The organism is Vibrio fortis, assembly GCF_000695685.1.
Taxonomy (GTDB): domain Bacteria; phylum Pseudomonadota; class Gammaproteobacteria; order Enterobacterales; family Vibrionaceae; genus Vibrio; species Vibrio fortis_A.
Window position 1 is genome coordinate 513,993 of sequence record NZ_JFFR01000027.1, and the last position, 25,791, is coordinate 539,783.

The window sequence follows — 25,791 nt, forward strand, 5'->3', positions numbered from 1 at the left end:
TGATTTTCAATAACAGAATATTTTTATAAATAGGTTTCAATATGTCTAAATTTGTCATTCCAATTATTGTATTCATCATGGCTGGTTTCATGATTTACCGTACTTGGACTAACCACAAAGCTGGTTCTGAGAACTTCGAACAAGGCCAACAATTCCTTATCGAAAATGGTAAAAAAGCGGGCGTTGTAACGACAGAGAGCGGCCTGCAGTACCTAGTACTTGAAGAAGGTACTGGTACAGAACACCCAACGAAGAACAGCCAAGTTACGGTTCATTACCACGGCACTCTGATCGACGGTACGGTTTTCGATAGCTCAGTAGAGCGCGGTGAGCCGATCACATTTGCACTTAAGCAAGTAATCAAAGGCTGGCAGGAAGGTCTAACTTATATGGTTGAGGGTCAAAAAGTTCGCCTTTTTATTCCTAGCACGCTTGGCTACGGCAAAGGCGGTACAGGTCCAATCCCACCTTCAGCAACTCTGATCTTCGACGTAGAGCTACTATCAATCAAGTAACCTGCTAACGAAACAGTGACAGCCCTGCCGAATGACGCAGGGCTTTTTTATGCCAGTCAGCAATCAACCTTCATCCCGAGTTTTGTAGTCAGTCTCTAATCCAATCATAGATAGAGTCAGCCAAAAATAACCAACTAGACGACTGGTCTAATTTTATTTATAGTATCGCCATGAATCAGAAAACAAACGACACACGCCTACACATTTTAGATGTCGGCTACGAGCTTATCGTCAATCAGGGTTTTACGGCTGTGGGGTTATCTCAACTGCTTAAGGCTGCTGATGTACCAAAAGGCTCCTTTTATCACTACTTCAAATCAAAAGAAGCTTTTGGTGAGGCCTTGATTGAACACTACTTCGATAGTTACTTAACAAGAATTGAGTCTATCTTGGTACACGGAGAAGGTGATCATGCGGAGCGGCTGTTGGATTACCTCTCTCGCTGGCGTGATACTCAAAACGGTGTCTGCAACGCTCACAAATGTTTGGTTGTGAAGCTCTCTGCAGAGGTATCTGATCTTTCTGATTCAATGCGACTCGCTTTGCAAAAAGGTGCTGACAGTGTGGTTCAGCAAATGGCCACGTGTTTAGAAAATGGGGTTAAAGAAGACTCTATCGCCTCATTAAACCACCAGCAAGTTGCAAAGAATCTATACTCGCTCTGGTTAGGTGCGAGCCTTTTAAGCAAGTTGAGTCAAAGTCCAGACACTTTAGACAGCGCTTTTGACGAGACAAAACGTATCATCGCGCTAGCTTAGTCACTCAAATGACACGAACATAACAACGATTTTCCCGCCTACGTATTTTAACGTCTACGTATAAAGAGGCGGGATTTTTAGAAATCAAAACTAGACGACTGGTCTAATACATAACAGCGATCATTAAGGATATCCAATGACTGATAACAACAGAAGAATCGTGCTCGCCTCTCGCCCTGTTGGCGCACCTACACAAGACAACTTTCGACTAGAAACCACCGCGGTGCCAAGCATTCAAGATGGCGAGGTTCTACTGCGTTCTATCTACCTATCACTTGATCCGTACATGCGTGGTCGAATGAATGACGCAAAATCCTATGCAGAACCGGTAGCGATTGATGAAGTGATGGTTGGCGCAACAGTCTGCCAAGTAGAACAGTCACAGCATTCAGATTATCAAGTTGGCGAATGGGTATTGGCATATACCGGTTGGCAAGATTACGGCGTTTCGAACGGTGAAGGCTTAGTAAAGCTGGGCATGGATCCGAGCCATCCTTCTTTCGCCCTCGGCATCATGGGTATGCCAGGTTTCACCGCTTACATGGGCTTGCTCGATATCGGTCAGCCAAAAGAAGGCGACACTCTTGTGGTAGCGGCGGCTACAGGGCCTGTAGGTGCAACCGTGGGTCAGATTGGTAAGCTTAAAGGCTGCCGAGTTATTGGTGTTGCTGGTGGGGAAGAAAAGTGTCGCCATGCTAAAGAAGTACTTGGTTTTGATGAATGTATCGACCACAAAGCAGAAGACTTTGCAGAACAGCTAGCCGCAGCGTGCGACAAAGGTATTGATGTCTACTTCGAAAATGTGGGCGGAAAAGTCTTCGATGCGGTTATGCCATTGCTAAACACAGGTGCGCGCATACCTGTTTGTGGCCTGATCTCTCAATACAACGCAACATCACTACCAGATGGCCCAGATCGCATGTCGGCACTGATGGGAATGCTGTTAGTGAAGCGCGTTAAGATGCAAGGTTTCATTATTTTTGATGACTACGCACATCGTTACAACGAGTTCGCAACTCAAATGGCAGAATGGCTAGCACAAGGCAAAATTCAATATAAAGAACAAGTGGTTGAAGGATTTGAGAATACGCCTCAAGCCTTTATGGGACTTCTAAAAGGTGAGAACTTCGGCAAACTCGTCATCAAAACTAATCAAGCAAAGTAGGCAATAACTATGATCACTCTACACCACCTAAATAAATCTCGCTCAAAGCGAATCATCTGGTTACTTGAAGAGCTGGGCGTTGATTACCAGATCAAGCCATACTTGCGTGACTCCGTGTCGTTTCTAGCGCCACCTGAATTAAAATCTGTTCACCCTCTCGGCAAATCGCCTGTAATCGAAGATCAAGGAATGATCATTACTGAGTCGGGCGCCATTACGGATTACCTCATTGAAACATACGGTAATGGTCGTTTTGCACCACAAAGAGGGACTAAAGAGCACCTCGAATACAATCAGTGGCTTCATTTTGCTGAAAGCTCAGGCATTCTGCCGCTTCTGCTTAAGATCTTTGTAGCAAAAGACGGCTGTGAAACCAACTTCTTGGCACAATATGCTGAAGACGAAAACAGTAAGATCATGGCTTACTTAGAGCAATCGCTTGAAGGAAAGAGCTACCTTGTGGGAGAGACTCTTACAGGTGCAGACTTTATGATGTCATTTATTGTCGAAGCAATGGAAAACTTTGGTGCATCACACGCCTACCCTAACCTTGTCGCTTACACCGAGCGCCTTAAGTCTCATCCAAGTTTCCAAAAAGCGGATGAGATCGAGCAAAAACACGGCTAGTTAACCACTACCTCGAAGCCAAAGTACGTTTTAGTGCTGCTTTGGCTTCTCATTTGACTTCATTTCGTCAACAATACCGAGCTCTATCGTTCGTCAAAGAGTTCATCCCATGCCACAGCGTCTTTTGCACTTCACGCCACTACCTACAGATTCAGCTGACCATCACGCACTACCAGATCGTTTTACGTTCCCGTATTACTACACGCCTAATAAAACGTGTGAGCTGGCGATGCTCGATTTGCAATCACGTCTACAAGTAGCTGGCGTTGACACAGACTCTTTTGGTCAGCTCTATGCTGTATTGCTTACACAAGACACAGCTACAGGTGAACTTGGCTATTTGGCGGCGCATGGAGGGTTAGCACTTGATGAAAGCCTTGTTGTCTCACTGTCTTCAATTGAATTTGTGCCTTCTGCTTTTGAGAAAACCCAATACGAACTAGAGTGCCGTAGTTTAATCGACCAAGTTACAGAGCAAGCTAAACAGATCGAGACTTTCGAACAACGCCATAACCTTGCTGAGCTAAATGCCAAACTCGAATCATCTAAAGAACAAGCTGCAACGGAAATTGCCAACTCCCAAAAGCAAATGGCAGCGAACAAAGCACAACGCGATGCTCTTCGTGCTAATTATGAAGCGTCTATACAGTCAAGCTCAGACAACTCTGAGAACACTGTTGGAAACAGCGGCCTTCTCAAGCAGTTAGGTGCGGCAAGTAGCCAAGAGAAGCGTGACCTCAAGGCTTTGAGAATTCAATGGAAACAAGCGATCGCTGAGCTGCAATCAAACATAGATTCCATCGACACCACTTTGCGCGATCAACGCCAGCAACATTCTGAACTTTCGGCGCAACTAGAAGAACAGCGCTTGTCGCATTATCACTTTCTCAATGCGAGCAATCAGACCAAATCATTGTTAGAGCTTTTGAACGGTAAAGAGGCTCTACAGGGTTCTGGCGATTGCTGCCTACCAAAGCTTCTGAATTTCGCGTTTAAACACAGCCTAAAACCACTTGCTCTTGCTGAATTCTGGTGGGGTCGCCCACCGCATCAAGAAATACGTCAGCATGGCAATTTATACCCAGTTTGTCAGAGCCGAAGTTTCGAAATTCTGGAGCATCAACTTGAAGGCATTGAGTTAGAAGATAATCCTCTAATCGTGAACCCAGCAGTTGGTAAGCAGTTCGATATTGTTTATGAAGACAACGAGATTGTTGTAGTAAACAAGCCCGCTGAGTTCCTGTCTGTTCCAGGGAAATTTATCGAGGACTCAGTCTACTCTCGGATTAAAACGCGATACCCAGATGCAACGGGACCACTCATCATACATCGACTAGATATGTCGACTTCGGGTTTATTGATCCTTGCGCTCACAGCGGAATCAAACCGTCATATCCAAAAGCAATTTATTGAGCGGAATGTCGAGAAGCGGTATACCGCCTTACTTGATGGGGACATCAAAGGTGAAGGTGGTGATATCAACCTGCCATTACGGGGCGATATCACCGACCGCCCAAGACAGTTGGTTTGTCATCAATACGGGAAAAAAGCGGAAACCCATTGGCAGGTGGTACGTAGAAGTGACGGCAAGACCAAGGTTCACCTCTACCCTAAAACAGGGCGAACGCATCAACTTCGTGTTCATTGTGCTCACCCTGATGGTCTAGGCACTCCAATTACGGGCGATGACCTGTACGGCTATAAACGCGACCGCCTCCATTTACATGCGGGCTACTTGAAACTAGTGCATCCAACAACTGGGGAGTGGGTCGAATTTGAAGTACCCAGCGAGTTCTAACAAGCTAAGAGGCTCGTCTTATTGACTCTGCTCCTAATGAAACAGCGCAATCAATGGATAAGCAACATAACTTGATAACGAAAGCGTCACCATGGCAGGTATCCCAGCCTGCCATGAGTCAAAGCGTAAATGAAAGAATATCGCGCCGATTGACACTACAGCCAGTAATAACGCCCCCAAAGACACAACTAACTCAGGTACCCATCCAACCAAGCCCAATAACAGAGACATCGCGCCAGTAAGCTCTAAACACCCTACTACAAACATGATTTGTCTGTTTAACCCATAGTTCTTAAAAAACGCCAACTGAGTTTCAAATACCTTTTTCTGCCACCCTAACGTCTTAATTGAACTCGCCAACATAAAAAACACGATCAATACAATACTCACTACGTTCATGATACTACCCACCTTGTTCATTTCTGTTTTCTAAAACACTGACGGCATTTGAGCATTCTTAACCAACTAGTTAAATGCTAATATTTAGATAGTTAAGATTCCCAAATGGAATGCAAAATGGATAAAATTGACTGTATTAAGGCGTTTGTGGTTACCGCTCGACTCAACAGCTTTACGTTGGCATCCGAAGAGCTCGACACCACGCAAAGTGCTGTGAGCAAAAAAATTGCGTGGCTAGAGAACAACTTAAAGCTCACCCTTTTTCAGCGTAACAGCCGAAAGATCTCATTAACCCCGGCTGGACGAGACTATCAACAATACTGTTTGCGACTATTAGACGAGATGAGCAGTTTCGAAGCTAAGTTGACTCGGGAGGCTCAATCCGTTGAGGGAGAAATCAAAATCTCAGCCCCCTCGGCCTTCTCAAACCAAGTCCTCACTCACGCACTCAAGGCGTTTATGGTTCAACACCCAAAGATCAGGATTAATCTGAGTGTCAGCGATAGCTTCGTTAATTTAAATGATCACACGATTGATCTTGCGATTAGAGCCTCTCAGCTCAGTGACTCAAACTTAAAAGCAAAGCTGTTATTTAAAAATCATGTTCATTATTACGCTTCGCCAGATTATGTGGAGCGCCTTGGTTTGCCTGAGACACCAGCTGATTTGATTAACCATCAATGCCTTACATATTCGCTGATGAAGCCATCCAGCGACTGGAGCTTCAAAGACTCGAAAGGAACCGAAACAAAAATTCGAGTTAATGAAAGCTTCTCGACTGACAGTCCAGAAACGTTACTGAATATGAGTAGGCTTGGCCTGGGCATCTGTGCCTTGCCAAGTTGGATGGGAAAAGAGTGGGTACAGCAGGGTCAATTGATCGAAGTGTTACAGCCATGGAGCCATCAAAAGCTCCCTATGTATCTGCTCTATCACCCCAGTGACTACCTTCCTGTTCGCTTGCGCGCCTTGATCAATTTCCTTTCAGACTACTTCGCAGAATATGCTATCGACTAAGAGTTGATGCAGTAAAAAATGGGCCTTTTACACTCTGATGTAGAGTACAAAAGGTCCATTCGTCATCAAGTATCAGCTAATTGCCCAACTTCGCATAGCAGCACATGCAGGATAATGCGAAGTCAAAGCTTAAAACAAGTTAGTAAAGAACAGCTTAATATGGTCAAGAATTCGCTTGAAGAAGCTACCCTCTTGCACAGACTCTAACGCGACCAATGGTTGAGTCTTAATATCTTCGCCATCAACGGTGTAGTGAACCACACCCAAGGTTTGGCCTTTTTCGATAGGTGCTTTCAGATCAGAAGTCAGTTCAACCGACGCTGATAGCTTTTTGCCATCAGCTTTTGGTAGCGTGATGTAAGTATCTTGGTCGACACCTAGCTTAAGTGTGTCTTGCTCGCCAAACCATAGCTTCTCTTCAGAGATCAAATCTCCGCTTTGATGTGGGTTCAGTGTATCGAAGAATCTAAAACCGTAGCTCAGCAACTGTTTGCTATCCGATTCACGACCTTTAATGCTACTTGACCCCATTACTACGGCAATCAGGCGCATCTCACCTTGTGTTGCAGAACTCGCCAAGCTGTAGCCCGCGCCAGAGGTATAGCCCGTTTTCATACCATCAACATTCATGCTTCTATCGCGCAGCAAACCATTACGGTTATGCTGAGTGATACCGTTATAGCTGAACGAGCGCTCGCTGTATAAACCGTAAACATCTGGTAGATCGCGAATAATGGCACGACCTAACAACGCAATATCGTAAGGTGTCGAATAAAGGTCCTCGGCATCGAGTCCATGAGCATTTGCGAAGTGCGTGTTTTCTAGGTTAAGAGACGCCGCCCATGAGTTCATCAGGTCGACAAAGGCACCTTCAGAGCCAGCCACATGTTCAGCAATAGCCACACTAGCATCATTGCCCGATTGGATGATCAAGCCTCGGTAGAGATCCATCATATCGACATTGGTATTGACTTCGATGAACATCTTGGAGGAGTCTGGGAAGTTCTTGGCCCATGCGTTTTCGCTGATTCTAACTTTATCATCCGCTGAGATGTTACCGCGCTTCATCTCTTGACCAGCGACGTAGCTGGTCATCAACTTGGTTAAGCTCGCAGGATTCAATTTCGTATGCGCATTACTTTCAACCAAGACTTCACCTGAGTTGAAATCCATTAAGACATAGCCTTTTGCGCCTAGGCTAGGAGGAGAAGGAACAATCGTTGGTGCTGCCATTACAGCATTACTCGCAGCCAATAAACCAACAAGGGAAAGTGAATATTTAGCGAACAATTTCATTTGATCAAACCTGAATTAACGTTTTGTTCAGTATAGCTAAATACTGAGAAAAGACGCCGAAACTTTACGTTGCTTTACTCAAATGAACCTTTAGTTACAAATTTCAATTGATAGCTTGAATTATGTTCAAATATTGAGTCAATATTATTGACCCAACTAATAACTCTATCGGTTAGGTATATCTCTGAATAACCTATCAACAAAACTCGATATACGTTGGTCGAGCTGCGAATGAGTTAGCCCACCTTGAATGCCAGATTGTGCCAGTGCTTGCCACTGTATAACTGCGCTATTTGGAAGCAAAAATACGATATATAGCGACCCTTTTTCTGCTTTTTTACCCTTTTCGTTATAAAAAGGTACGCCAGTCGAAAGATTCAATCGATTCAAGATAGCTTGGTCACTCAGCTCTGACTCTTGCGCTAGGCCAAAGCCAATGACGACGTCACCTTGGGCACCATTATTAGCTAATCGATAACCCTTTTGCGTCAAATGGTCTTCAATTGCAGAACGAACGATATCGGTGACTTCTGTCTTATCGTAGTTTTTGGAAAGGTAAGCTTGTTCTGAACTTGGGTGCCATGAATACGTCTGTACACCCTGATTCATAAACGTAAAATCACCACTGGTTACCACACCGAAATCATGCTTCATCGGCATAGGCTCTATTGTGCATCCCATCAAGCTAACCGCCAAGACAACGCTCGCTAAAAAGCCGCCTAGACATTTATTTTTCATTCGTCGCTTCCTTTTCGTTATATGTTCTACAATTGGATTCAACACCAACACATTCAGTAATTATATTATCTAAAAACCTTTTAAACGTTTGCGTAATCGCTAACCTTCACTTTCACTCGTTTTGGGGCTTTTATCACAAAAAAAGGCTTGCTATAGTCAGCACCAGTTAAACAAAACCAGACCATTCGAGGCACGGAGCTTCCTCAATAATCTCATGAAGAGAAGGATTGGTACCGACACTGTATCGGCAAAACTAAGAGGGTCCAACAATGGAATTTAATATGGTTGAAATTTTAGGTTACGCAGCATCTATCATGGTTGCGATTTCATTAACTATGAAAGACATCGTTCGCTTACGTGTTCTTAACTTTATTGGTTGTGCTCTCTTCACTGCTTACGGTGTAATGATTGATGCATGGCCAGTAGTAGCGACCAATGGTTTCATCGCAATCGTAAACGTTTATTTCCTTGCTAAAATGCAAAAGGAAAAAAAAACGGAAGCGTTAAAAGCTGCTAAAGCTTAGCATTCGAATCTGATAAAAAGCCCGAACAATTAATCTTGTTCGGGCTTTTTTCATATGCAGTGTTTAATATGAGGCAAACACTTCCAATTAGGACTTGAGTAACACTGGGTGTTGTTCCTACCGGCCTCCTTTGCTCGATAGAGCGCAGCATCAGCCTTCTCTATGACCTTTTCGACGCCTTGATTCACTGGTGCATAACAACAACCCGCACTGATTGTGATCTGTCGGCACAACCCCTGAGTCTTCTCCACATCCAAACGTATTGTCTCTGCCAACTCCATCAATTCAGCTTGTTCACAATCGAATGTCACAACGACAAACTCTTCTCCTCCATAGCGTGCTATCAAACGATTTTCTGTCTCATACTCCTTCAACTTAACAGCAACGGCCTGAATCACTTTATCTCCTTGTGTATGGCCAAAATCGTCGTTAACACGTTTGAAATGATCGATATCGAGCAGAATAACCCCAAGGTGTGAAACGGATGTCTGATCCTTCTGTACTCTGGCTTTAAACTGTTCCATAAAACTTCTGCGGCTGTTAATTCCCGTTAGATAGTCAAGACTCGCCAGTTCTAACATTTTATGGTGTCGATTCTTGAGATAGAGGACTAACACTGAAATGATCGCTATCAAGCTGGCAAAAAGGGTCATCAGGCTCACAAACAGCAAACTATGATTCTTATTTAGCTCTTGTTCAGAGATACCAGCAACAATTACCCAGTTCAGGTAAGGATAAAACTTGTAGAAGATGTTTTTAGTCGCTACTCCAGACTCATTTTCTAAATCAAACTTAACGTGTCCTTCTCGATTATTAAGAACCTGTCGGATGAAACTCTGAGAGGTTGACTCAACCACGGATTCAAAGGCTCTATTATCAAACTGGTTCTGTAGAATCCGATTCCCATCAAGATCAACGATATAGATGTAGCCGCTCTCACCATAGGCATACTTACTGAGCTTTTCCTTCAACTGCACCTGATCCACCAAGAACATCAATTCATCTTTATAAGTCGTTGCTACTAAGGTATTACCGCTCGGCAACTTTCTCGAATACGCAACTTTTGGCCGCATCCCTGTTTCATGAGGGTTGGCGTGATAATACTGCGATACACCTTCTTCCAACTTCAGTTGCCGCTGAATATGCTCTACGTTTGACCTGTCCTGACCTTGCAAAAATGGGTGATATAAATGAACGCCGTCAGGGGAAAGCAAATAGAGATAACCGGATTGCCCTACTTTTAATGTATTTGCGAGATCCGCCAGTTGTTGAGCTTCTGGTAGCTGTTTATGGCTCTCTACATAAGAGTGAGCTGTATCAATAACTCCCTTTAGATACGTTTTAATCGCTTCATTAACCGTCGTATCCACAATGTCATAGCTCGCATTTACGATGGTATTAAAAAACACTTGGTTGGATTCCAATAACGCTTCTTTGGTGCGATTAAATTGGATGGCAGACAGCACCATAGAAACCGTGGCCAGTGCTATCGAGAAGTTAAGAATATATTTACGTTTGAATTTCAAAATTACCCCATGCGCCCTCACTACAACAGTGTCCGGTTTTTGCCCTCAATAAGCAGCGAGTTTTATATCACAAACGGTAGGGTGTATGAATTAAGGTATTGCCTTTAAAAACGTTTGATTCATTGATATGTGACCAATACCAAAAACGCCACATTGATAATATCAATGTGGCGAATTTATAATTTTATAAATACTTGTTTTATAAATATTTTTCTCAGTATTGAGAATTCATAGTCACCATTTTACTGACAAACAACAGTCCAACTACCATCACTACCTGGCTCTGAACTTGTCCACCAATTAGCTTGATAAATGCTTCCGTTGTGAACCACTTGGTCACCCGTGTTAGCATGGCTTGGGTTACCGGCCCAGTCTTTCTGAGGCAGATCTGGGTACACAGTTAAGCCTGCAGTATCACAAGTACCAGGGTTTGTACCACCGTCGCCAGGGTTACCGCCACCAGAACTGATATCACCTAAAGGTAAGTCTGGTTGCTCAAAGCTAAAGGCATAATCGACACCACCTACGTTAACGGCATAGTTTGCAGGGCCTGAAATTGGTAGGTAATACACCATGTCCAGCTCGTACACGCCACCAGCAGGCAGTTCTTTCCATGCAGGTAATGTGAAGGCTACGCGGTGCATAGTTCCGTCTAATCCACCGATGTTATCCGCACGTGTATGACCCGAAGCAATCACGGTCAAACCACCACCAGATTGATCTTTCGCATTGTCTGGCGCTGATACTGGAATGTCGAACTGGAACTCTGTACCGCCAGGCAGTGCCTGACCCGTATTGTTGGTAAACGTGATCTTAGGGTTAATTGGGTAGTTTTGGTCACCGACTTTGAAGCCACCAACCGATACTGCGATGTCTAATGCTTCGGTAGGAATTGCACCAGTCGCGACTTTGTTACCATATGGCGTTGCCGACTTAAACTTATCGTAGATAGCTTTAGTCATTGTGTTACCCATGTGGAACTCACCGTTACCGCTGTTACACGCTTGCTCTGTAGTATCAACCGTTGTGCGGTTGCCACTTGCATCAAGTACATAACAGTTGTAGTCACCAGCCAGTTCCCAGAACATGATGCCGCCGATTTCTTTGTCGATAACGTAGTCCGCTTTCACGTTGATAGATTCTTTATCTTCCGTAGAAAGGAACACGCCTTTCTCAGCATTCCATAGCCAAGGTGCAACCGCCACGCTGTCGTAGTTACGCGTGTAAGTACCTCTTAGAACATCCGTTGGATCGTTTACAGGATCAAGCTTGTAAGCATCCGCATAAGAGCCCCAAATGCCTTTCTCTAGGTTCTTCGCATGCCACATTGGGTTCGAACCTGCGCCCATTTCGTTTCCTTTAGGGTCGGTATCGTGCCACATGTTATCGATACCAATCGCGCCGTGACCACAGTTGTTCTTCTCGCCTTCACCTGTACCAGCAGCACATTCAGATTGATTAGGTAATGCAGCTCGGCCCCAAAGACCATTTTCACCACCTGTTACACCCTGCCAACCACGCGTGTAGTAAGGCACACCGATGTTAATACGACCCGCTGGCATTGAACCGCGGAAGTAATGGTAAGCCCAATCCGTGTTCAGGTAGCCAATACCGCCATAAGCCGCCGTGTCGTATACATTCCACTGCGCTAGCTCTGAATCTTTACCTGTATCGAACAATGCAGCGTTGTGGCCAACGTGGTCGTTCCAAGCACCGTGAAGGTCGTAAGACATGATGTTCACGTAATCAAGATATTGAGTGACATCGAATGTTTCCATACCGCGCAATAGGTAGCCAGAAGAAGGTGCCGCGATAGTTAACATATAGTGATTGCCATCTTCAGCAGACGCCACATCAAGCTTCTCACGCAATACTTTCATCAGTACTTGGTATGAAGCCCAGAGGTACTGTCGACGTGATTCCATGAAGTCTTTGTCGTATGGGTTACCCGCGCCTGCCATTGATGTTGGGTACTCATAATCGATATCTAGGCCATCAAATTGATACTTACGCAGCATTTCAACCGCTGACGTCGCGAATGTTTCGATGCCTTGATGATTAATAGAGCCATCAGCATTGGTCGTCATGGTGTAGAAACCACCATCAGCGACACGGCTGCCGTCTGTGGCAAAGTGACCACCCGTCTCAGCCCAACCACCAATTGAGATTAGTGTTTTAACACCGTGTTTTTTCTTCGCTGTTGCGAGCGCACCAAAGTGCCCTTTAAAGCCTAATGCAGGGTCAACCTCGACTCCCGGCCACTCTTTACCGACAGCAGCATTATTTGGATCATTTACATCACCAACATTCACTTTGCCATCTGAACCGATGCTCACGAACGCATAGTTAATGTGTGTGAGTTGCTCCCAAGGAATATCATTTACTAAGTAAGCCGCTTGAGGGTCGTCCCCTGCACGCCAGCTCGTGAAGTAACCAATCACACGACGAGGGTGATCCGCGCCCATTTTCTCACGGCCTTCATCATCGTAAATGGTACAGTAAGGAACATCGACACCTTGCGTTTGATACAAGCCATCAGGACGACATGTACTCACCGTTGGAGCACCATTCACCTTTAAAGAAGCCAAGGCTGAATCCGTTGTCGCACCCTGATCGTCGGTAGCTTTAGCGTAAACAGCTAAAGTACCTGCTTGAGTGGTTGTGTAGTCAAGCGTATACGGGCTTGTTGCAGCCGTTCCAACTAAAGAACCTGCCACATAGAAATCGACTTTATCAACCGTGCCATCACTGTCTGCAGCCGTTGCCGTGAGTGTTACCACGCCACCTACATCTACAGAAGCCGCTGAAAGTGCAACTGATACCGTTGGCTCTTCATTGCCAGGTTGCAGTGAATCGACAGAAACAGATACCGCGCTTGCTACACTCGCTGCACCTTCATTGTCTGTTGCTACAACAGAAACCTGATGGTTGCCAGACGTTGCAGCCCAAGTCGCTTCAAATGGTGCTGCTGTTACTACTGCGACGGAAGTACCATCGACAAAAAACTCTACTGAAGCAACGCTACCATCAGCATCAAGTGCCCTAGCACTTAAGACGACATTTTCGCCCTCAACGATCACATCTGACGCGGTAGGTGCTGTTAACGAAGCGGTTGGCGCTTCATTTGGCGTGCCACCGCCTCCGCCGCCACTACACACATCAATCTTTTTCCATTGTGCATAGTCACCTTCAAATTGGCTCGGGTTGTTGTTTTGATTCCAGTAATTCGCTGAGTACGCGCTGCCGTCATGTGAAACCTGATCACCACCGGTATATACCGTGGCAGAATCCCACGCTTCTAACGTTGAACAATCAACAGCCGCGTAGCTGTTGAACGCCATTAAGCATGACGCGGTGAGAGTACTGAGTGTGAAAACCTTATTGGCCACTCTTCCTTGGTTTAGGTGCATGTGTGCTATCCCTTAAGTTGTTGTTTCAAGATGTTTAATTTCAGTCGTAATCACACGACCACTTAAATCTCTTCGCAAAACAACTGTAGGTAACAAAGCCAATTACGCACTTAGAATATTCACTATTTATAAAATGACTCGCAAATAATTGCTTACACTCTGCAATGAGTCGACACTTATTTTGCACCGACAACTAATATTAAATTTATTTCGCAAAGCTAAAAAATAGTCGCTCCTCATCGCCAGAAACCACACCTAATGCATGGATAAGATGCAATCAAAGTAACCAAAAAGGACAGATTTCTAGGAGGAATGGACTTCTTTTTGCAATTCGCCGACTTTCTGGTGATAGATATGTTAGTATCTGCGACTTTTTTGACGAACCTCACATTTTCAAAGGGAGATGTGCAGGAAATACACAGGCTCCACGGCCAAATATAGCGAACAAATAATGTCTAACTTGACGCAAGTCGCCAACGAAAACATCAACGCAGAATCTACTTCTATCAATTTCATTAAAGCCCAGTCTCTGGGTAAAAAACTAGAGCTTGGAAATCCAGTGTTCTGGCTAAGCGGCAGTTTTTTAACGCTCTTTGTCGTTCTCGCTTTTACCAACACTTCAGCCTTGTCTGAACTGGTCAACATCGGTTTTAGCTACTCAACTCAATGGTTCGGTGCTTATTGGCAAGTGCTATTGTTACTTAACTTTATTCTCGGTTTACTGCTAGCACTGGGCCGTACAGGTCAAGTTCGCTTAGGAGCGCTTGCCCTACCAGAAATGTCCACTTTCAAATGGATGTCGATTGTTCTTTGTACCCTACTTGCAGGTGGTGGCGTATTCTGGGCTGCTGCAGAACCTATCGCTCACTTCGTCTCTGCACCACCTTTGTATGGTGAAGCGGATCCACAAGCAATGGCGTTCAACGCGCTTTCTCAGTCTTTCATGCACTGGGGTTTTCTTGCTTGGGCAATTTTAGGCGGTTTATCTTCTATCGTGTTGATGCACCTACATTACGACAAAGGTCTGCCTCTAAAACCTCGTACTCTGCTTTATCCAGTTCTGGGTGATAAGGCCATTAATGGGTGGATTGGTAACGTGGTTGACGCATGTAGCATCGTTGCTGTCGCTGCGGGTACTATTGGTCCTATTGGCTTCCTTGGGCTTCAAATTAGCTACGCACTGAGCGAACTATTCGGTATCACCGACAACTTCGCGACACAAAGCGTAGTTATCCTGTTTGCTATTGCGATGTATACCCTTTCGGCATTAAGTGGCGTCAACAAAGGCATCCAACTAGTGAGCCGTTACAACATTATCTTGTCTGTATGCCTAATCGGCTACATCCTTCTTGTAGGTCCAACAAGTTTCATCGTTGATGGTTATCTACAAGGTATGGGCGAAATGATCGACAACTTCATCCCTATGGCGCTTTATCGCCAAGATACGGCGTGGCTTGGTGGCTGGACGGTATTCTTCTGGGGTTGGTTCTTAGGCTATGGCCCAATGATGGCAATCTTTATTGCTCGTATTTCACGTGGTCGCACCATTCGCCAAATGATCGTTTCTATCAGCATCGTTGCGCCGCTCGTCACCTGTTTCTGGTTCAGCATCGTTGGTGGTAGCGGTTTAGCGTTTGATTTAGAAAACCCTGGCGTTATTTCTAGTGCGTTCGAAGGCTTCAACCTTCCGGCAGTGCTGTTAGCTATTACCGCGCAACTGCCGTTCCCGACTCTGATTGCGATTCTGTTCCTTATCCTGACCACCACGTTTATCGTGACGACAGGTGACTCTATGACCTACACCATCAGCGTGGTTATGACAGGTACCACCGAGCCAAACGCAGCGGTACGCACCTTCTGGGGCATCATCATGGGTGCAGTGGCTATTGCGCTAATTTCTATGGGCTCTGGCGGCATCTCAGCTCTGCAATCATTTATTGTAATCACCGCCGTTCCTGTGTCATTCATCTTGTTACCGTGTCTATGGCACGCACCTAAGATCGCGACACAGATGGCAAAAGAGCAAGGCATCGCTTAATACCGAAGCCAATTTATTTAAGCTTATTGTCTCGAATAAAAAAGCCACTCAAGTGATTCACCTGAGTGGCTTTTTTGTATTGGTTCCATTGTTTCAGCGTCAGAAACTAGTACTAAGCATACTTAATGAAGGCTTGAGTTAACTGCTGAAAAAGTGAGTCTACGCTAGGCAGAGGCTTCACGTGCTCAGACAGCAGAGTATGAACATGTGGGTCTACTACGGTTGGATTACCGCAGATTTGATTATAAAAATTAACGGGCGCAACACTGCTCTCTAAGTCGACATCTAACAAAATACAGGCTTGCGAAAGGACTATTTGACCGCCACCGCGTTTAAGCAAAACACGCTGAGCCGTACCTACTATTTTCTGTTTGTTGATATTGAGGTTGTAGTCGCCATCACAATAAGAACCGGGAGTCGCATGCACATCCACATCGACGCCCAAGTCTTTAAAAAACAGAGTTAAGACATTGCATAGATGTAGATACGCTTTTTTGATGTCGTAGGCTTCATTTCTAGGCCAATGATAAATATGCGATAGGTTAATAATCCCCGGCAACTGGGGGACGGGAGCGCCACCTGTTTTTCGCGAAGAGAGTTGCCAACCTTGCGCCTCAAGTTGTTTTCTAGACTCTAGCGTTACTGGCCACTTTTTACCTGAGGGCAAAACGAGTGTCGGCGCTTTTGCTTGCCACAACAACAAGGCTTGTCCAATCTCACCAGCCTGAATTTGCTGCAAAAGCTCATCTTCTTTTTCAAACGCACGATCAACATCAATATGCGGGTAACGTACAAGTTTATTTGTTAACTTCAATGCGCTATTCCTCTCAAACTAAGCGTGAACTCATATCAACTATTTCCCAGCAGTTGAGATTATCAACATATCTCACATTATTGATGCCATATATTAAAAATCATAAACAGTATCATTGCCCTTTTGGCATTAAAGCCAATCCCTGAACTTCTTGGCAAGACCTACTGCATAGATTCCTTTGAGCTAACTCTTTGTTCAATGGCAGTTAAGCTTAAAACTATAGAGAAGCATAAAGCTCACTCAATGTGGGAAACTTCGCAGTATTCCAATCACCGGGAAGCCTGATCGCTTCACACGAGTCCACCAGCTTGTGCGCCTGCTTCGCATCTCGAGAACAACTCACTTTGGCAAGTTCATCGAGTAAGTGAAGTTCATCGTCATTAGAAACTGGAGCCATAAAGTGAGGCAAGATCCCCCAACCTATATCCCAAGTGTGCATTTCATATTTAGACAGCGCGAATAGGTCGCGAATCAGGCTCGCTTTAATAAAGGCTAGCCCTTTAAAATCAGCAAATCCGAACTTATCGGCCGACACTGAATTTTCACGAGCGAGTTTCCAAGCCTGCCCCGCAACTAAGAATTGAGACGATGGAACATCACACGGATCGAATTCAAAATTCAGAATGCGTTGATGAACGCCATCGAGCTGTGCATCAACCGATACCCAACCTTGACCGTTCCAATATTCGCAAACCCAGTGATCTTCGAAATGATCCGGTCCTAAATACGCTGCGAAACCACTTCTTATGCGAGCAGGCACTCCTTTCATCCTGAAGATAGAACACACCAAAAGGGAGAAGTCTCGACAAATACTGACCACTCTATGATTCGGCGCTTTGATAACATGTGCAGCTTGCCCTGATTTCGACATGGCTAGCGACAGCAAATCCTTCGCATATCGCGTCTGCATTTCAGTGCGCTGAATAGAAATGTCTATCTCTACACCATAATGCTCTAACCAATAAGCATGGATAAGGTTTCCTTGTACAAACTGACAGATTCCCTCGACATCATTTGGCACTTGCTTGATGTCCAACTTAATACTGGCGAGGTCGGTAAATTCAGATGGTGTAGTAAACTCAGAAATAACGGCATGTTCCATGACGTCCATATACTTCAATCCTTGTCAGAAAGTGAAAACCTCAAAACGGGCGCGTTGTGCTTAAGGAAACAACACGGTTTTGAGGGTTAGGCATTGGTTTTAAAGGGTGTAAATATGATCAGCGTAGAGCTTGCCACCAATGGTGTAAGCGTCTGGAACGACCTCTTTGAGTGAAAAGCCACTTTTCAGCAACACTTTTTCAGACCCAATATTGCCCTCTGTTACAATCGCTTGAAATGAAGTGATCCCTTGCTCTTTGGTTGCCCAGCAAATGAGAGCCTTTAAAGACTCCGTACCAAAGCCGAAGCCATGAAACTTAGGTAAAATCAGATAACCGACTTCTGCCACACCATCGACCATACGAAAGCCCGTCACCCCAATCTTTTCGCCAGTCTCTTTGTTTGTGATAGTAAGACACAGCCAATGTGTTGAATCTTTATTCCAAGCAGGCAATCGAGATTCGAAAGCTTCTTTAATATCGGAAGGTGATGGCTCATCGAAGCACAGTCGGATGACCTCTGGCTCACGATTTAGAGACTGAAAAAGAGCCCAGTCTTCGCTTGTGATTTGAGCCATGGTGAGTCTATCTGTGTTGATAATCATTGCGTACTGTCCTTATTGCATCACGATTATTAGGCAGAGTAAGCCGCTCCTTCTTTATATGCAACACATCCTATGATTATTTTCTATAAATAACAGATATTTAAATTAGTTTTCCGTAATTCGCGTTGGTCATTCAAGCATACAAAAAAGCGCATAGGCCTAAACCTATACGCTTTTTACATTAGTGACTATTCGCTTGTTTTATTATTTTAAAATGCTTCTTCGAGCGTTGGCTCACTCTTTTTTACTGATTGATTCTCATAAGGTTCCACCTCTTTCAAACGTGCAGTGAAGTGCCTTAGTACAGGTGGTTCGTAAACAAAATCGAGCCCTTTCACTTTACTTGCGTTCTCTTTGACCTTTTCGAATGCTTCAATAATGAAGTCCATATGAGTTTGAGTGTAAGTCGCGCGTGGAATGGTTAGGCGTAATAGCTCAGCAGGACATGGATGCTGCTCACCTGTTGCTGGGTCTCGCCCTTGCAGCAATGAACCGATCTCAACTGCTCGGATCCCTGCTACCTTGTACAACTCACACGCTAAAGCATGTGCTGGGAACTGAACTGCCGGAATATGTGGAAGCAGTTTACCTGCATCAACAAACGCAGCATGACCGCCTGCTTGCTGACACACGATGCCAACCGCTTCTAAACCATCAACCAGGTATTGCACCTGACCGATGCGATACTCCAACCAATCTTGGCGCATACCGTCATAAAGCCCAACTGCAAGGCGCTCCATGGCACCCCCCTCTAATCCGCCGTAGGTTGGGAAGCCTTCTTGTACGACACACAAGGTACGACACTCTGTGTACACATCCATGAAAGTATCATCTTTAAAGCACAACAAGCCACCCATTTGCACCATCGCGTCTTTCTTAGCGGACATCGCCAAACCATCTGCGTATTTGTAGGATTCGCGAGTGATTTGTTCGATAGTCCAATCTTGATAACCCGGTTCACGCTGCTGGATAAAGTAAGCATTTTCAGCGTAGCGAGCCGAGTCCATGATGACAGGAATATCGTACTTCTGCGCAATTTCATACACAGCTTTCAGGTTAGCGATAGAGACAGGTTGTCCACCAGCCGAGTTACAGGTAATGGTACTCACAATGTAAGGGACGTTGGCTGCGCCAGCTTCTAGAATCGCTTGTTCTAGCTTTTCGATATCGAAGTTACCTTTAAAATCAGCATTCACTGACGTATCGAACGCTTCTTTGGTGTAGACGTTCTTCGCCACGCAACAGTTCACTTGCGTATGGCCTTGCGTGGTATCGAAGAAGTAATTCGACAAAGCGACCATTTTGCTGCGATCCAGCCCTTTCTCCATCTCGCGCTTTTTAATCAGTACCGGGATGTAAATCTGCTCTGCGCCACGACCTTGGTGAGTCGGAATCGTTAGGTCATAACCGAAGATGTCTTTCACTGCATTCGACAGTGCATAGTAGCTGCGGCTGCCGCTGTAAGCTTCATCGCCCATTAACATCGCCGCTTGCATACGTTGGGTGATAGAACCGGTACCGCTGTCTGTCAGCAAGTCGATGAACACGTCATCACTGTCGAGTAGAAATGGGTTCATGCCCGCTTCGACAATAGCTTGTTCACGGTAAGCGTAGGTGGTTCTTTTTACTGGCTCTACAACGCGGATACGAAACGGTTCAGGTAGATGTTTGAAGTTTTCCATAATAGTACCTTTCAACGAACCCAGTATTTCCTAATGAAGAAACATTAAGGAAAAGTCTAAGCTCATTTTTTCAGATGTCACAAATCATCACTATTAATTTCATTTGTTTCACCATCACATGCGTGATAATTACGATAAAACTAAATAGCGAGAAATAGATTATTGAATCAAGAAGATATTGATTGAGGTCCTATTAATAATTGGCTAAGAGATAAAGAGTGCCATGCATAAATACATTATTGGATTACGCATAGGTTACGGAATTTCTTAAACCAAAATTAACAGGATTGGCAAAGCACAGGAGCTCTGCTGGCGCGTGACGCCCAAAAGGAACTACTCTGAAGAAAGGTGGAACGAGATCTGATGATCTAAAGTATACCAAGCTAACAAGGTTAGCCATGTTGTTGATTGCCATTTCAGATACATGTTCACAATATATCCCTATGTTGAAATCAAAATGAACAGAAATTTAAATATAGTGCAGTAATCTTATAAATAAAGGGCTAACAATCATAAATGTGATCAATATTTACGTTGATGTATTTGCAGTGATTAACATCATATAAAATCCATCAGAATATCGACCTAGCGAACTATTATACTAGTTTGTTAAGTTATAAATATAACTAACCTGTAAGATCCGAAAAATAAAAATTAGCTATCCAAGCGATATTGCGAATTGACGAATATCGCTTAGATGTTGTTGCTTATTTTTTCTTAGTGACTTGTTTTATCGCCATCTCAGCCAACTTAGGCGTCGCGGCTTTCAATGCGCTCGGAGCAACCTTCTTCCCTGCCTTCATGGCTTTATTAAGCTGCCCTTTTACCGAGGTTCCTCTGTTGATTGCTTCAAGGCGCTGACGATTTCTCTGCACGTTATTGGCGTCTGCGATGTGTTCTATCAGCGTCTGTTTCAAAGCCTCTAAACCAAACTGTACTTTTTCTGGTGCAATCGCTAGCGGTAAAGCAATATCAGGCTTCAGAAGTGTGTGGTTGTATTCAAGGGCCTGAGCAATGATCTTTGCCTTTGCCGACGTTGGATTATCTAAATCATAAGGTGGCTGCCACTCGTCCACCGGCTTTAACCGATCGACTTGGTTGACGACAGTGATCACAATGGGCTGCTTGCGCGAGATATTCTTAGGATCATCATAAAATGCATCAAACTTATCTTTAAGCTGCTTATCCAGTTCACGAGCAGACTGATTCGCTTTAAGTACCCACAACACCACATCGGCTTGAGTCATCTCTTTAAGCATCACAGCTTCGGTTTTAGCGTTTCCATCCAGCCCTTGAAGATCAACCACTCTCACATCGTTGTCATCAACAAATGCGTTGTAAACCGTAGAGGTGTCCGTTGATGGTAGAACATCCACCTCAGCAACCATTTCCTGCTTGAGAGCATTGATAATCGATGATTTACCAGAGCTGGTTTGCCCTACCAGTACAATTCTCACAGGCTCTAATTCAGCAGCGAAACGTTTCTCGTCGACTTCTGAAACATCAGACACTTTTAATGCTTCGTCTTCGATGCTGAAACGTCCGCTGTATAAATCAATCGCAACAGCTGCCACTTCATCGAGCAAGGCTTGTTTCGCAGCATATTGCATATCATCGACAACGCCCTTTGTCATAGAGGCCGTCGCTTGCTCACGACCTAAGTCAGAAATAACCTTCAATGGGTTCAAATACAGGTTTTTAAGGTGATTCCCCCAAATCGCCGCTTTGAAAATCTTTTGCCCCAACTCACCATATTTGTCATAGGCTTCGTAGCCAGCCTTGATGTAAGAAACCTTAAGGTACTCAATGCCCGGTATGTGCTCTTTTACCACCACTTTGTAACGACGGCTTACCTCTTCAAACAGCTTGAGCCCTTCAGGAATTGAAAAATCGAGAGACTTCTTACCAAACTTTTTGGCGACGAACTCTAGTACCTGCAAACCAGTTTGGTCTAGATTTCCCCACTCAATATCGTCGACTAATTGTTGGCGAACGTAATGTTTAGAGCCGTTCCAGATCGACAGCTCAGCTTGAGACCATTCATTCGACGCTTTGACCAACGCATCGTCGATGTTGTGATTCGATGACTCAGTTTTTACTTCATCTCTTGTATTTACTTCCGCATCACTATTGGTCGAATTACGTGAAGAACGACTGGAGATATATAACGGAATCGTGAACAGCAAGGTACTCACAGCAATGGCTATCGACATTTCCAGTAGGTAGCCATACTTGATCGCCAAAAATAGGCCAAAGCCCATCATAATAAGGCTTGGGAAGATCGCAGAAATGAGAGCTATGCCCCAACGACCACTCGACAAAGCAGAAAGCAGTCGAAATAAGGTTCTAATTTTCTTCATAGCCCGACGCTGCCTTACCTTTTTTCAGGGATTCTTTATAGATTGCTTGCATCTCTTGTTCAGAGACGTCTTCGCCTCTGTTCTTATGATAGAAGTAGTAGCACGCCGCTCGGCCAAGACCATAGCTGGTACCAAAACTCATAGCCGCAGCGGCGACGGCACCAATCGTTTGCCCATACACAGGTATCAACTTAACCAGTTGCCGAGTGCCAAGCTTCATTCCATATTGCACCGCAAAGCTACTTCCCAAAGTACCAATGAGTTCACTAAAGACTCGCTTATTCCACTCAACCCCATATTGGTTAGCCAAACTGTGAAGCATTTTCGCTTGAATGGCAGGTACCGACACTAACCCCACACCCGGAATCAGATCGCTGGCCGCTGCACTTCCCGAGTACCAAAGTACCTCATTCTCAACTTGCTCAAAATTCGCTTCTTCTTGGGTTGAATGCTCTTTGTTTTGCACCATCATTCCAATTACCGGAAGAATGCTGGTCAGTTTTTCTAACAAGATGTCGTGGTTATAGACATCATCGTTACCAGTCTCGAAATCAACTGCCACAGATTCAAAACCCTTACCCCAAACCTTCTCTATTTGTTGAGTGTTAAATTGAACTTGCCTTGCGCGGTCTGGTTCTTGAGAAGACAACACCGCCGTATGAACAAGCAGCAAGTGCTTAATCTTGTTTTGCTTCTTGATCTGTTTCAGAGCAGACAGCGCAGCCGATTGTTCAGGCTCATCCGCTTTCATCACGACTACTAACGCATTCCCCGCTTGACCGATTTCTTTCAGATCCTCTGTAGGGTCATAGTCCGCTTCCCCCAAACCTCGAGTATCAAGAAAACGCATTATCGGCTTGTCTTGAGGAAACACGTACGACATTGCTGTCATGGTACACGGTGCAAATCCATTGCCGACTTCTACAGAGGAATCACCCGTGACCGCTTGAATAAACGATGATTTACCTGCACCCGTTTTGCCGAGCAGCCACAAGGTTGGCAAATGTTTTCGTTGATATTCGTGTGCCTGAGTAAGGTCAGGGTTCTTGCTCGGGTTAATGAAGTCTTTAATCTGCTCAAACATAATTAGGCTAATTCTCACTTGGTACTGAGATTGAGGACATGGCGCCACGATTCATACAATCGCATTAGCGCTCTTACTATATGTTTGTTCACCTGAACGGATTTACAATGCTTGGGCGTCGGTTTTATGAGATTATGTTAATAGATACTTTAAATACGCCATTAGATCGAGAAAGCCTCAACAAGTTGACCTTGCTGAGGCTTTTTAAGTTTTTAGTCTTGGGGCAACTAACGCTACGTTAATTAAACGTTCACGCCTTCAAAAGAAAGGTTACTTAGTCGTGTTCTCAAGAACATAGTCCGGACCTGCTGTTTCTGCTGTCACAATCGCAAGCTTAGACACATCCGCGCCTTCACCTTGGTAAGAATTAATACCGTTCTCAATCGTTGCTTGTGGTAGCTCAACCGAGTAGCTTCCTACCAGTTCAGATTCAGTGACTTGGCCGACATAGGTTTCATCGCTGTATGTTGCGCCGATTAGTGGGAAGTCTTGGGTTGCTCGAACACTCACAAACTCAGGCGTTTTCGAGTTATCTACCACGTTGTTATTGAATGCGATATCAACACCAGCATAGATGCCTTCGACTTCTGCGTTGTTAAATAGGCTCACACGGTGACTTTGGTTGCCATAAACAATACCCCACTCAGTGTCGACCAGAGAGTTGTTTTCAATTGTGATATTTTTTGGAGTCCACTGCTTGTTAAGCTCTTTGCCCTTCACCGATTGATCAAGTTGTTCACCGTTCGCAACATCAATGATACCCGTGTTAATCACGATACCACCTCGCAAATCTGCGTTTCCTTCAATCACACCATCACGGCCACGCGTGTTGGTAATGTAGTTGTTACGAATCACATGATCTTCATCGTAGATACGAACACCGCCCGTTAGGCGCTTCTCGTTACCCAAAATCATGTTGTTCTCAACCGTATTGCCTTTGCCGTGGCGCAATGAAATCAGCGCTGCGCTTTGGAAGATAGTATTGCCAGCAATTGTGTTATCACCCGATTTGATCGAGATAAGCTCACGCTCACCATCCATATCGATCATCAGGTTATCGACAAATTTCGAGCTTGAATCCCACTGTGAAGATTTAGAATCACCAATACGGATCGCTTCCCAGCTGTTGCCGTTGTAGCGAATCGCTTCTTTGATGTCGAACTCATTAAACTGATTTGGCTTTTGATCCATAAAGATGTTGCTCGCGATCAAGTGGTTATCTGACGTATCGTCTTTTTGGACACCGATCAAGGTACCGCGCTTTTGCTTACCTTCGAAACGGTTGTTGATCACTTTGCCGTCTTTGCCCCACAGTGAAACCCATAAGTACTTAGGGTACTCAGAGCGGCGTTCATCAGGTTCGTAAGTGTAGTCGTGGTTGAAGTAGTAGAAAGTCGAGTTTTGAAGCGTATTACCGTTACCCATCATACGAACTGCACCGAAGCGCTCGTTTGGACCACCTTCGGTAAACACTAAGCCATCGAGTGTAATGTCGTCACCCTTTAACTCGAATTGAATCAAACCTGTCAGCCACGCCGAACCCGCTTGCTCCGATCTAATAGTGATGTCATTTGCTGTGATCGTCACTTGACCCAAGTTGGCGTATTTGCCGTTAGGGATAACCACTTCGTCGCCATCTTGTAGGTTTTCAAATTGCGCTTTAAGGGCAGCGACTTGCTCTTCAGAAGCAACCGCTAACGTGTCGCCATCAACCATAGTTAAACGGTCGCTGCTCAAAAGGTAGCTGCGATCGATGTCATTAATTGCAGGAGTCGCTTGCTCAACCGCTGTAACCTCTGGTGCTGAATTGTCTTGCGTTGTACAACCCGTAGCGAAAGCCAAGGTAAACGCGCTAACAATGCTTACCGAAATTAGTTTTTTCTTCATCTTACTTCTCACATTAAATAATGGATTATCAAATTAACCGCCACCTAAATGGGTGGTTGTTCTATTTACACTGCTTTTATGGCTATTTATTGCTGCTTCTTTTTAAGAACAATATAGATAGATGACGGGGCAATTTGTACTACAATAACTTAAATGCGTGACGATGATCTTGCAGTTTTAGAGTTGATTTATTGGCAACAGAAACCGGCTAACTGAATGGATGATTTGATATGCAAAATCTCAATAATTACGCTCATCGATAAACACTTCCTTACATTTAGACTAAGTTATACCAATACTTGAGAGAAGTTGGAGTAGTGAAAAGTCAGATCAGAAAGCAATCAAACCAAAGTTCATTACTCACTCATAAATTGAGAGGAAGTAGTAAAGACAAGCCGGTAAACAAACTGCCTCAATGCTATCTGAAGAAATCCCTTTTCCTGATAAT

Annotated in this window: 20 protein-coding genes; 8 read left to right on the forward strand and 12 right to left on the reverse strand. The window is 44.6% G+C overall.

Going from position 1 to position 25,791, the window contains the following annotated elements; all coding sequences use genetic code 11:
* Positions 1 to 41 precede the first annotated feature (41 nt).
* The 5 genes from VFDL14_RS04795 (at position 42) to VFDL14_RS04775 (ending at position 4,863) form a co-directional block, all read left to right on the forward strand.
* Positions 42 to 515, forward strand: coding sequence for an FKBP-type peptidyl-prolyl cis-trans isomerase (locus VFDL14_RS04795; RefSeq protein WP_032552689.1), 474 nt, complete (start codon positions 42 to 44; stop codon positions 513 to 515).
* 170 nt (positions 516 to 685) lie between these two features.
* Positions 686 to 1,273 carry a TetR/AcrR family transcriptional regulator gene (locus VFDL14_RS04790; RefSeq protein WP_032552691.1) on the forward strand — a complete coding sequence of 196 codons (588 nt, stop codon included), beginning with the start codon at positions 686 to 688 and terminating at the stop codon, positions 1,271 to 1,273.
* A 136-nt stretch (positions 1,274 to 1,409) separates the two neighbouring features.
* On the forward strand, positions 1,410 to 2,438 hold the full coding sequence (locus tag VFDL14_RS04785; protein WP_032552692.1) for an NADP-dependent oxidoreductase: 1,029 nt from the start codon (positions 1,410 to 1,412) through the stop codon (positions 2,436 to 2,438).
* A 9-nt stretch (positions 2,439 to 2,447) separates the two neighbouring features.
* Positions 2,448 to 3,065, forward strand: a complete 618-nt coding sequence (locus VFDL14_RS04780; protein ID WP_032552693.1) for a glutathione S-transferase family protein — start codon at positions 2,448 to 2,450, stop codon at positions 3,063 to 3,065.
* Positions 3,066 to 3,174: 109 nt separating this feature from the next.
* Complete coding sequence (locus tag VFDL14_RS04775; RefSeq protein ID WP_032552694.1) at positions 3,175 to 4,863, forward strand: RluA family pseudouridine synthase; 1,689 nt, start codon at positions 3,175 to 3,177, stop codon at positions 4,861 to 4,863.
* A 33-nt stretch (positions 4,864 to 4,896) separates the two neighbouring features.
* On the opposite strand, the gene VFDL14_RS04770 is transcribed toward VFDL14_RS04775, so the two are convergent.
* Positions 4,897 to 5,262 carry a DoxX family protein gene (locus tag VFDL14_RS04770; RefSeq protein ID WP_032552952.1) on the reverse strand — a complete coding sequence of 122 codons (366 nt, stop codon included), beginning with the start codon at positions 5,260 to 5,262 and terminating at the stop codon, positions 4,897 to 4,899.
* A gap of 117 nt (positions 5,263 to 5,379) precedes the next feature.
* Between VFDL14_RS04770 and VFDL14_RS04765 the strand changes: the two genes are divergently transcribed.
* On the forward strand, positions 5,380 to 6,279 hold the full coding sequence (locus VFDL14_RS04765) for a LysR family transcriptional regulator (protein WP_032552695.1): 900 nt from the start codon (positions 5,380 to 5,382) through the stop codon (positions 6,277 to 6,279).
* A gap of 129 nt (positions 6,280 to 6,408) precedes the next feature.
* On the opposite strand, the gene VFDL14_RS04760 is transcribed toward VFDL14_RS04765, so the two are convergent.
* On the reverse strand, positions 6,409 to 7,575 hold the full coding sequence (locus VFDL14_RS04760; protein WP_032552696.1) for a D-alanyl-D-alanine carboxypeptidase family protein: 1,167 nt from the start codon (positions 7,573 to 7,575) through the stop codon (positions 6,409 to 6,411).
* Between the two features lie 165 nt (positions 7,576 to 7,740).
* Entirely contained in the window at positions 7,741 to 8,313 is a 573-nt protein-coding gene (locus VFDL14_RS04755) for a DUF4136 domain-containing protein (protein ID WP_032552697.1), read from the reverse strand.
* Positions 8,314 to 8,582: 269 nt separating this feature from the next.
* Here VFDL14_RS04755 and VFDL14_RS04750 point away from each other — a divergent pair, with 269 nt between their 5' ends.
* Positions 8,583 to 8,837: a YgjV family protein gene (locus VFDL14_RS04750; protein ID WP_032552699.1), complete on the forward strand. Its 255-nt coding sequence runs from the start codon at positions 8,583 to 8,585 to the stop codon at positions 8,835 to 8,837.
* Positions 8,838 to 8,887: 50 nt separating this feature from the next.
* On the opposite strand, the gene VFDL14_RS04745 is transcribed toward VFDL14_RS04750, so the two are convergent.
* Together VFDL14_RS04745 and VFDL14_RS04740 are read right to left on the reverse strand one after the other, a co-directional pair.
* A complete protein-coding gene (locus VFDL14_RS04745; protein ID WP_032552953.1) occupies positions 8,888 to 10,363 on the reverse strand; it encodes a diguanylate cyclase domain-containing protein in 1,476 nt (491 codons plus the stop codon).
* Positions 10,364 to 10,605: 242 nt separating this feature from the next.
* Positions 10,606 to 13,773, reverse strand: a complete 3,168-nt coding sequence (locus VFDL14_RS04740; protein ID WP_032552700.1) for a chitinase C-terminal domain-containing protein — start codon at positions 13,771 to 13,773, stop codon at positions 10,606 to 10,608.
* Between the two features lie 451 nt (positions 13,774 to 14,224).
* On the opposite strand from VFDL14_RS04740, the gene VFDL14_RS04735 reads away from it, so the two are divergent.
* Positions 14,225 to 15,811, forward strand: coding sequence for a BCCT family transporter (locus tag VFDL14_RS04735; protein ID WP_032552701.1), 1,587 nt, complete (start codon positions 14,225 to 14,227; stop codon positions 15,809 to 15,811).
* Between the two features lie 112 nt (positions 15,812 to 15,923).
* Here VFDL14_RS04735 and VFDL14_RS04730 read toward each other — a convergent pair whose 3' ends face one another.
* The 7 genes from VFDL14_RS04730 to VFDL14_RS04700 form a co-directional block, all read right to left on the reverse strand.
* A complete protein-coding gene (locus VFDL14_RS04730) occupies positions 15,924 to 16,625 on the reverse strand; it encodes a lipoate--protein ligase family protein (RefSeq protein WP_032552702.1) in 702 nt (233 codons plus the stop codon).
* 217 nt (positions 16,626 to 16,842) lie between these two features.
* Positions 16,843 to 17,736 carry a transglutaminase-like domain-containing protein gene (locus VFDL14_RS04725; protein ID WP_235201754.1) on the reverse strand — a complete coding sequence of 298 codons (894 nt, stop codon included), beginning with the start codon at positions 17,734 to 17,736 and terminating at the stop codon, positions 16,843 to 16,845.
* Between the two features lie 90 nt (positions 17,737 to 17,826).
* Entirely contained in the window at positions 17,827 to 18,330 is a 504-nt protein-coding gene (locus VFDL14_RS04720) for a GNAT family N-acetyltransferase (protein WP_032552703.1), read from the reverse strand.
* Between the two features lie 209 nt (positions 18,331 to 18,539).
* Positions 18,540 to 20,012, reverse strand: a complete 1,473-nt coding sequence (gene tnaA / locus VFDL14_RS04715; RefSeq protein WP_032552704.1) for a tryptophanase — start codon at positions 20,010 to 20,012, stop codon at positions 18,540 to 18,542.
* Between the two features lie 707 nt (positions 20,013 to 20,719).
* Positions 20,720 to 22,372, reverse strand: coding sequence for a GTPase family protein (locus tag VFDL14_RS04710; RefSeq protein ID WP_032552706.1), 1,653 nt, complete (start codon positions 22,370 to 22,372; stop codon positions 20,720 to 20,722).
* Entirely contained in the window at positions 22,359 to 23,456 is a 1,098-nt protein-coding gene (locus tag VFDL14_RS04705; RefSeq protein ID WP_032552707.1) for a YcjF family protein, read from the reverse strand. Before VFDL14_RS04705 ends, VFDL14_RS04710 begins: the two co-directional genes overlap by 14 nt.
* Before the next feature lie 270 nt (positions 23,457 to 23,726).
* The gene (locus VFDL14_RS04700; RefSeq protein ID WP_032552709.1) at positions 23,727 to 25,343 is read right to left on the reverse strand and encodes a polysaccharide lyase 6 family protein; all 1,617 of its coding nucleotides are present in this window, start codon (positions 25,341 to 25,343) and stop codon (positions 23,727 to 23,729) included.
* Positions 25,344 to 25,791 lie beyond the last annotated feature (448 nt).

Coding starts and splice junctions, on each gene's coding strand:
- VFDL14_RS04795 (WP_032552689.1), top strand. CDS start 42: ATGTCTAAATTTGTCATTCCAATTATTGTATTCATCATGGCTGGTTTC.
- VFDL14_RS04790 (WP_032552691.1), top strand. CDS start 686: ATGAATCAGAAAACAAACGACACACGCCTACACATTTTAGATGTCGGC.
- VFDL14_RS04785 (WP_032552692.1), top strand. CDS start 1,410: ATGACTGATAACAACAGAAGAATCGTGCTCGCCTCTCGCCCTGTTGGC.
- VFDL14_RS04780 (WP_032552693.1), top strand. CDS start 2,448: ATGATCACTCTACACCACCTAAATAAATCTCGCTCAAAGCGAATCATC.
- VFDL14_RS04775 (WP_032552694.1), top strand. CDS start 3,175: ATGCCACAGCGTCTTTTGCACTTCACGCCACTACCTACAGATTCAGCT.
- VFDL14_RS04770 (WP_032552952.1), bottom strand. CDS start 5,262: ATGAACGTAGTGAGTATTGTATTGATCGTGTTTTTTATGTTGGCGAGT.
- VFDL14_RS04765 (WP_032552695.1), top strand. CDS start 5,380: ATGGATAAAATTGACTGTATTAAGGCGTTTGTGGTTACCGCTCGACTC.
- VFDL14_RS04760 (WP_032552696.1), bottom strand. CDS start 7,575: ATGAAATTGTTCGCTAAATATTCACTTTCCCTTGTTGGTTTATTGGCT.
- VFDL14_RS04755 (WP_032552697.1), bottom strand. CDS start 8,313: ATGAAAAATAAATGTCTAGGCGGCTTTTTAGCGAGCGTTGTCTTGGCG.
- VFDL14_RS04750 (WP_032552699.1), top strand. CDS start 8,583: ATGGAATTTAATATGGTTGAAATTTTAGGTTACGCAGCATCTATCATG.
- VFDL14_RS04740 (WP_032552700.1), bottom strand. CDS start 13,773: ATGCACCTAAACCAAGGAAGAGTGGCCAATAAGGTTTTCACACTCAGT.
- VFDL14_RS04735 (WP_032552701.1), top strand. CDS start 14,225: ATGTCTAACTTGACGCAAGTCGCCAACGAAAACATCAACGCAGAATCT.
- VFDL14_RS04725 (WP_235201754.1), bottom strand. CDS start 17,736: ATGGACGTCATGGAACATGCCGTTATTTCTGAGTTTACTACACCATCT.
- VFDL14_RS04720 (WP_032552703.1), bottom strand. CDS start 18,330: ATGATTATCAACACAGATAGACTCACCATGGCTCAAATCACAAGCGAA.
- tnaA (WP_032552704.1), bottom strand. CDS start 20,012: ATGGAAAACTTCAAACATCTACCTGAACCGTTTCGTATCCGCGTTGTA.
- VFDL14_RS04710 (WP_032552706.1), bottom strand. CDS start 22,372: ATGAAGAAAATTAGAACCTTATTTCGACTGCTTTCTGCTTTGTCGAGT.
- VFDL14_RS04705 (WP_032552707.1), bottom strand. CDS start 23,456: ATGTTTGAGCAGATTAAAGACTTCATTAACCCGAGCAAGAACCCTGAC.
- VFDL14_RS04700 (WP_032552709.1), bottom strand. CDS start 25,343: ATGAAGAAAAAACTAATTTCGGTAAGCATTGTTAGCGCGTTTACCTTG.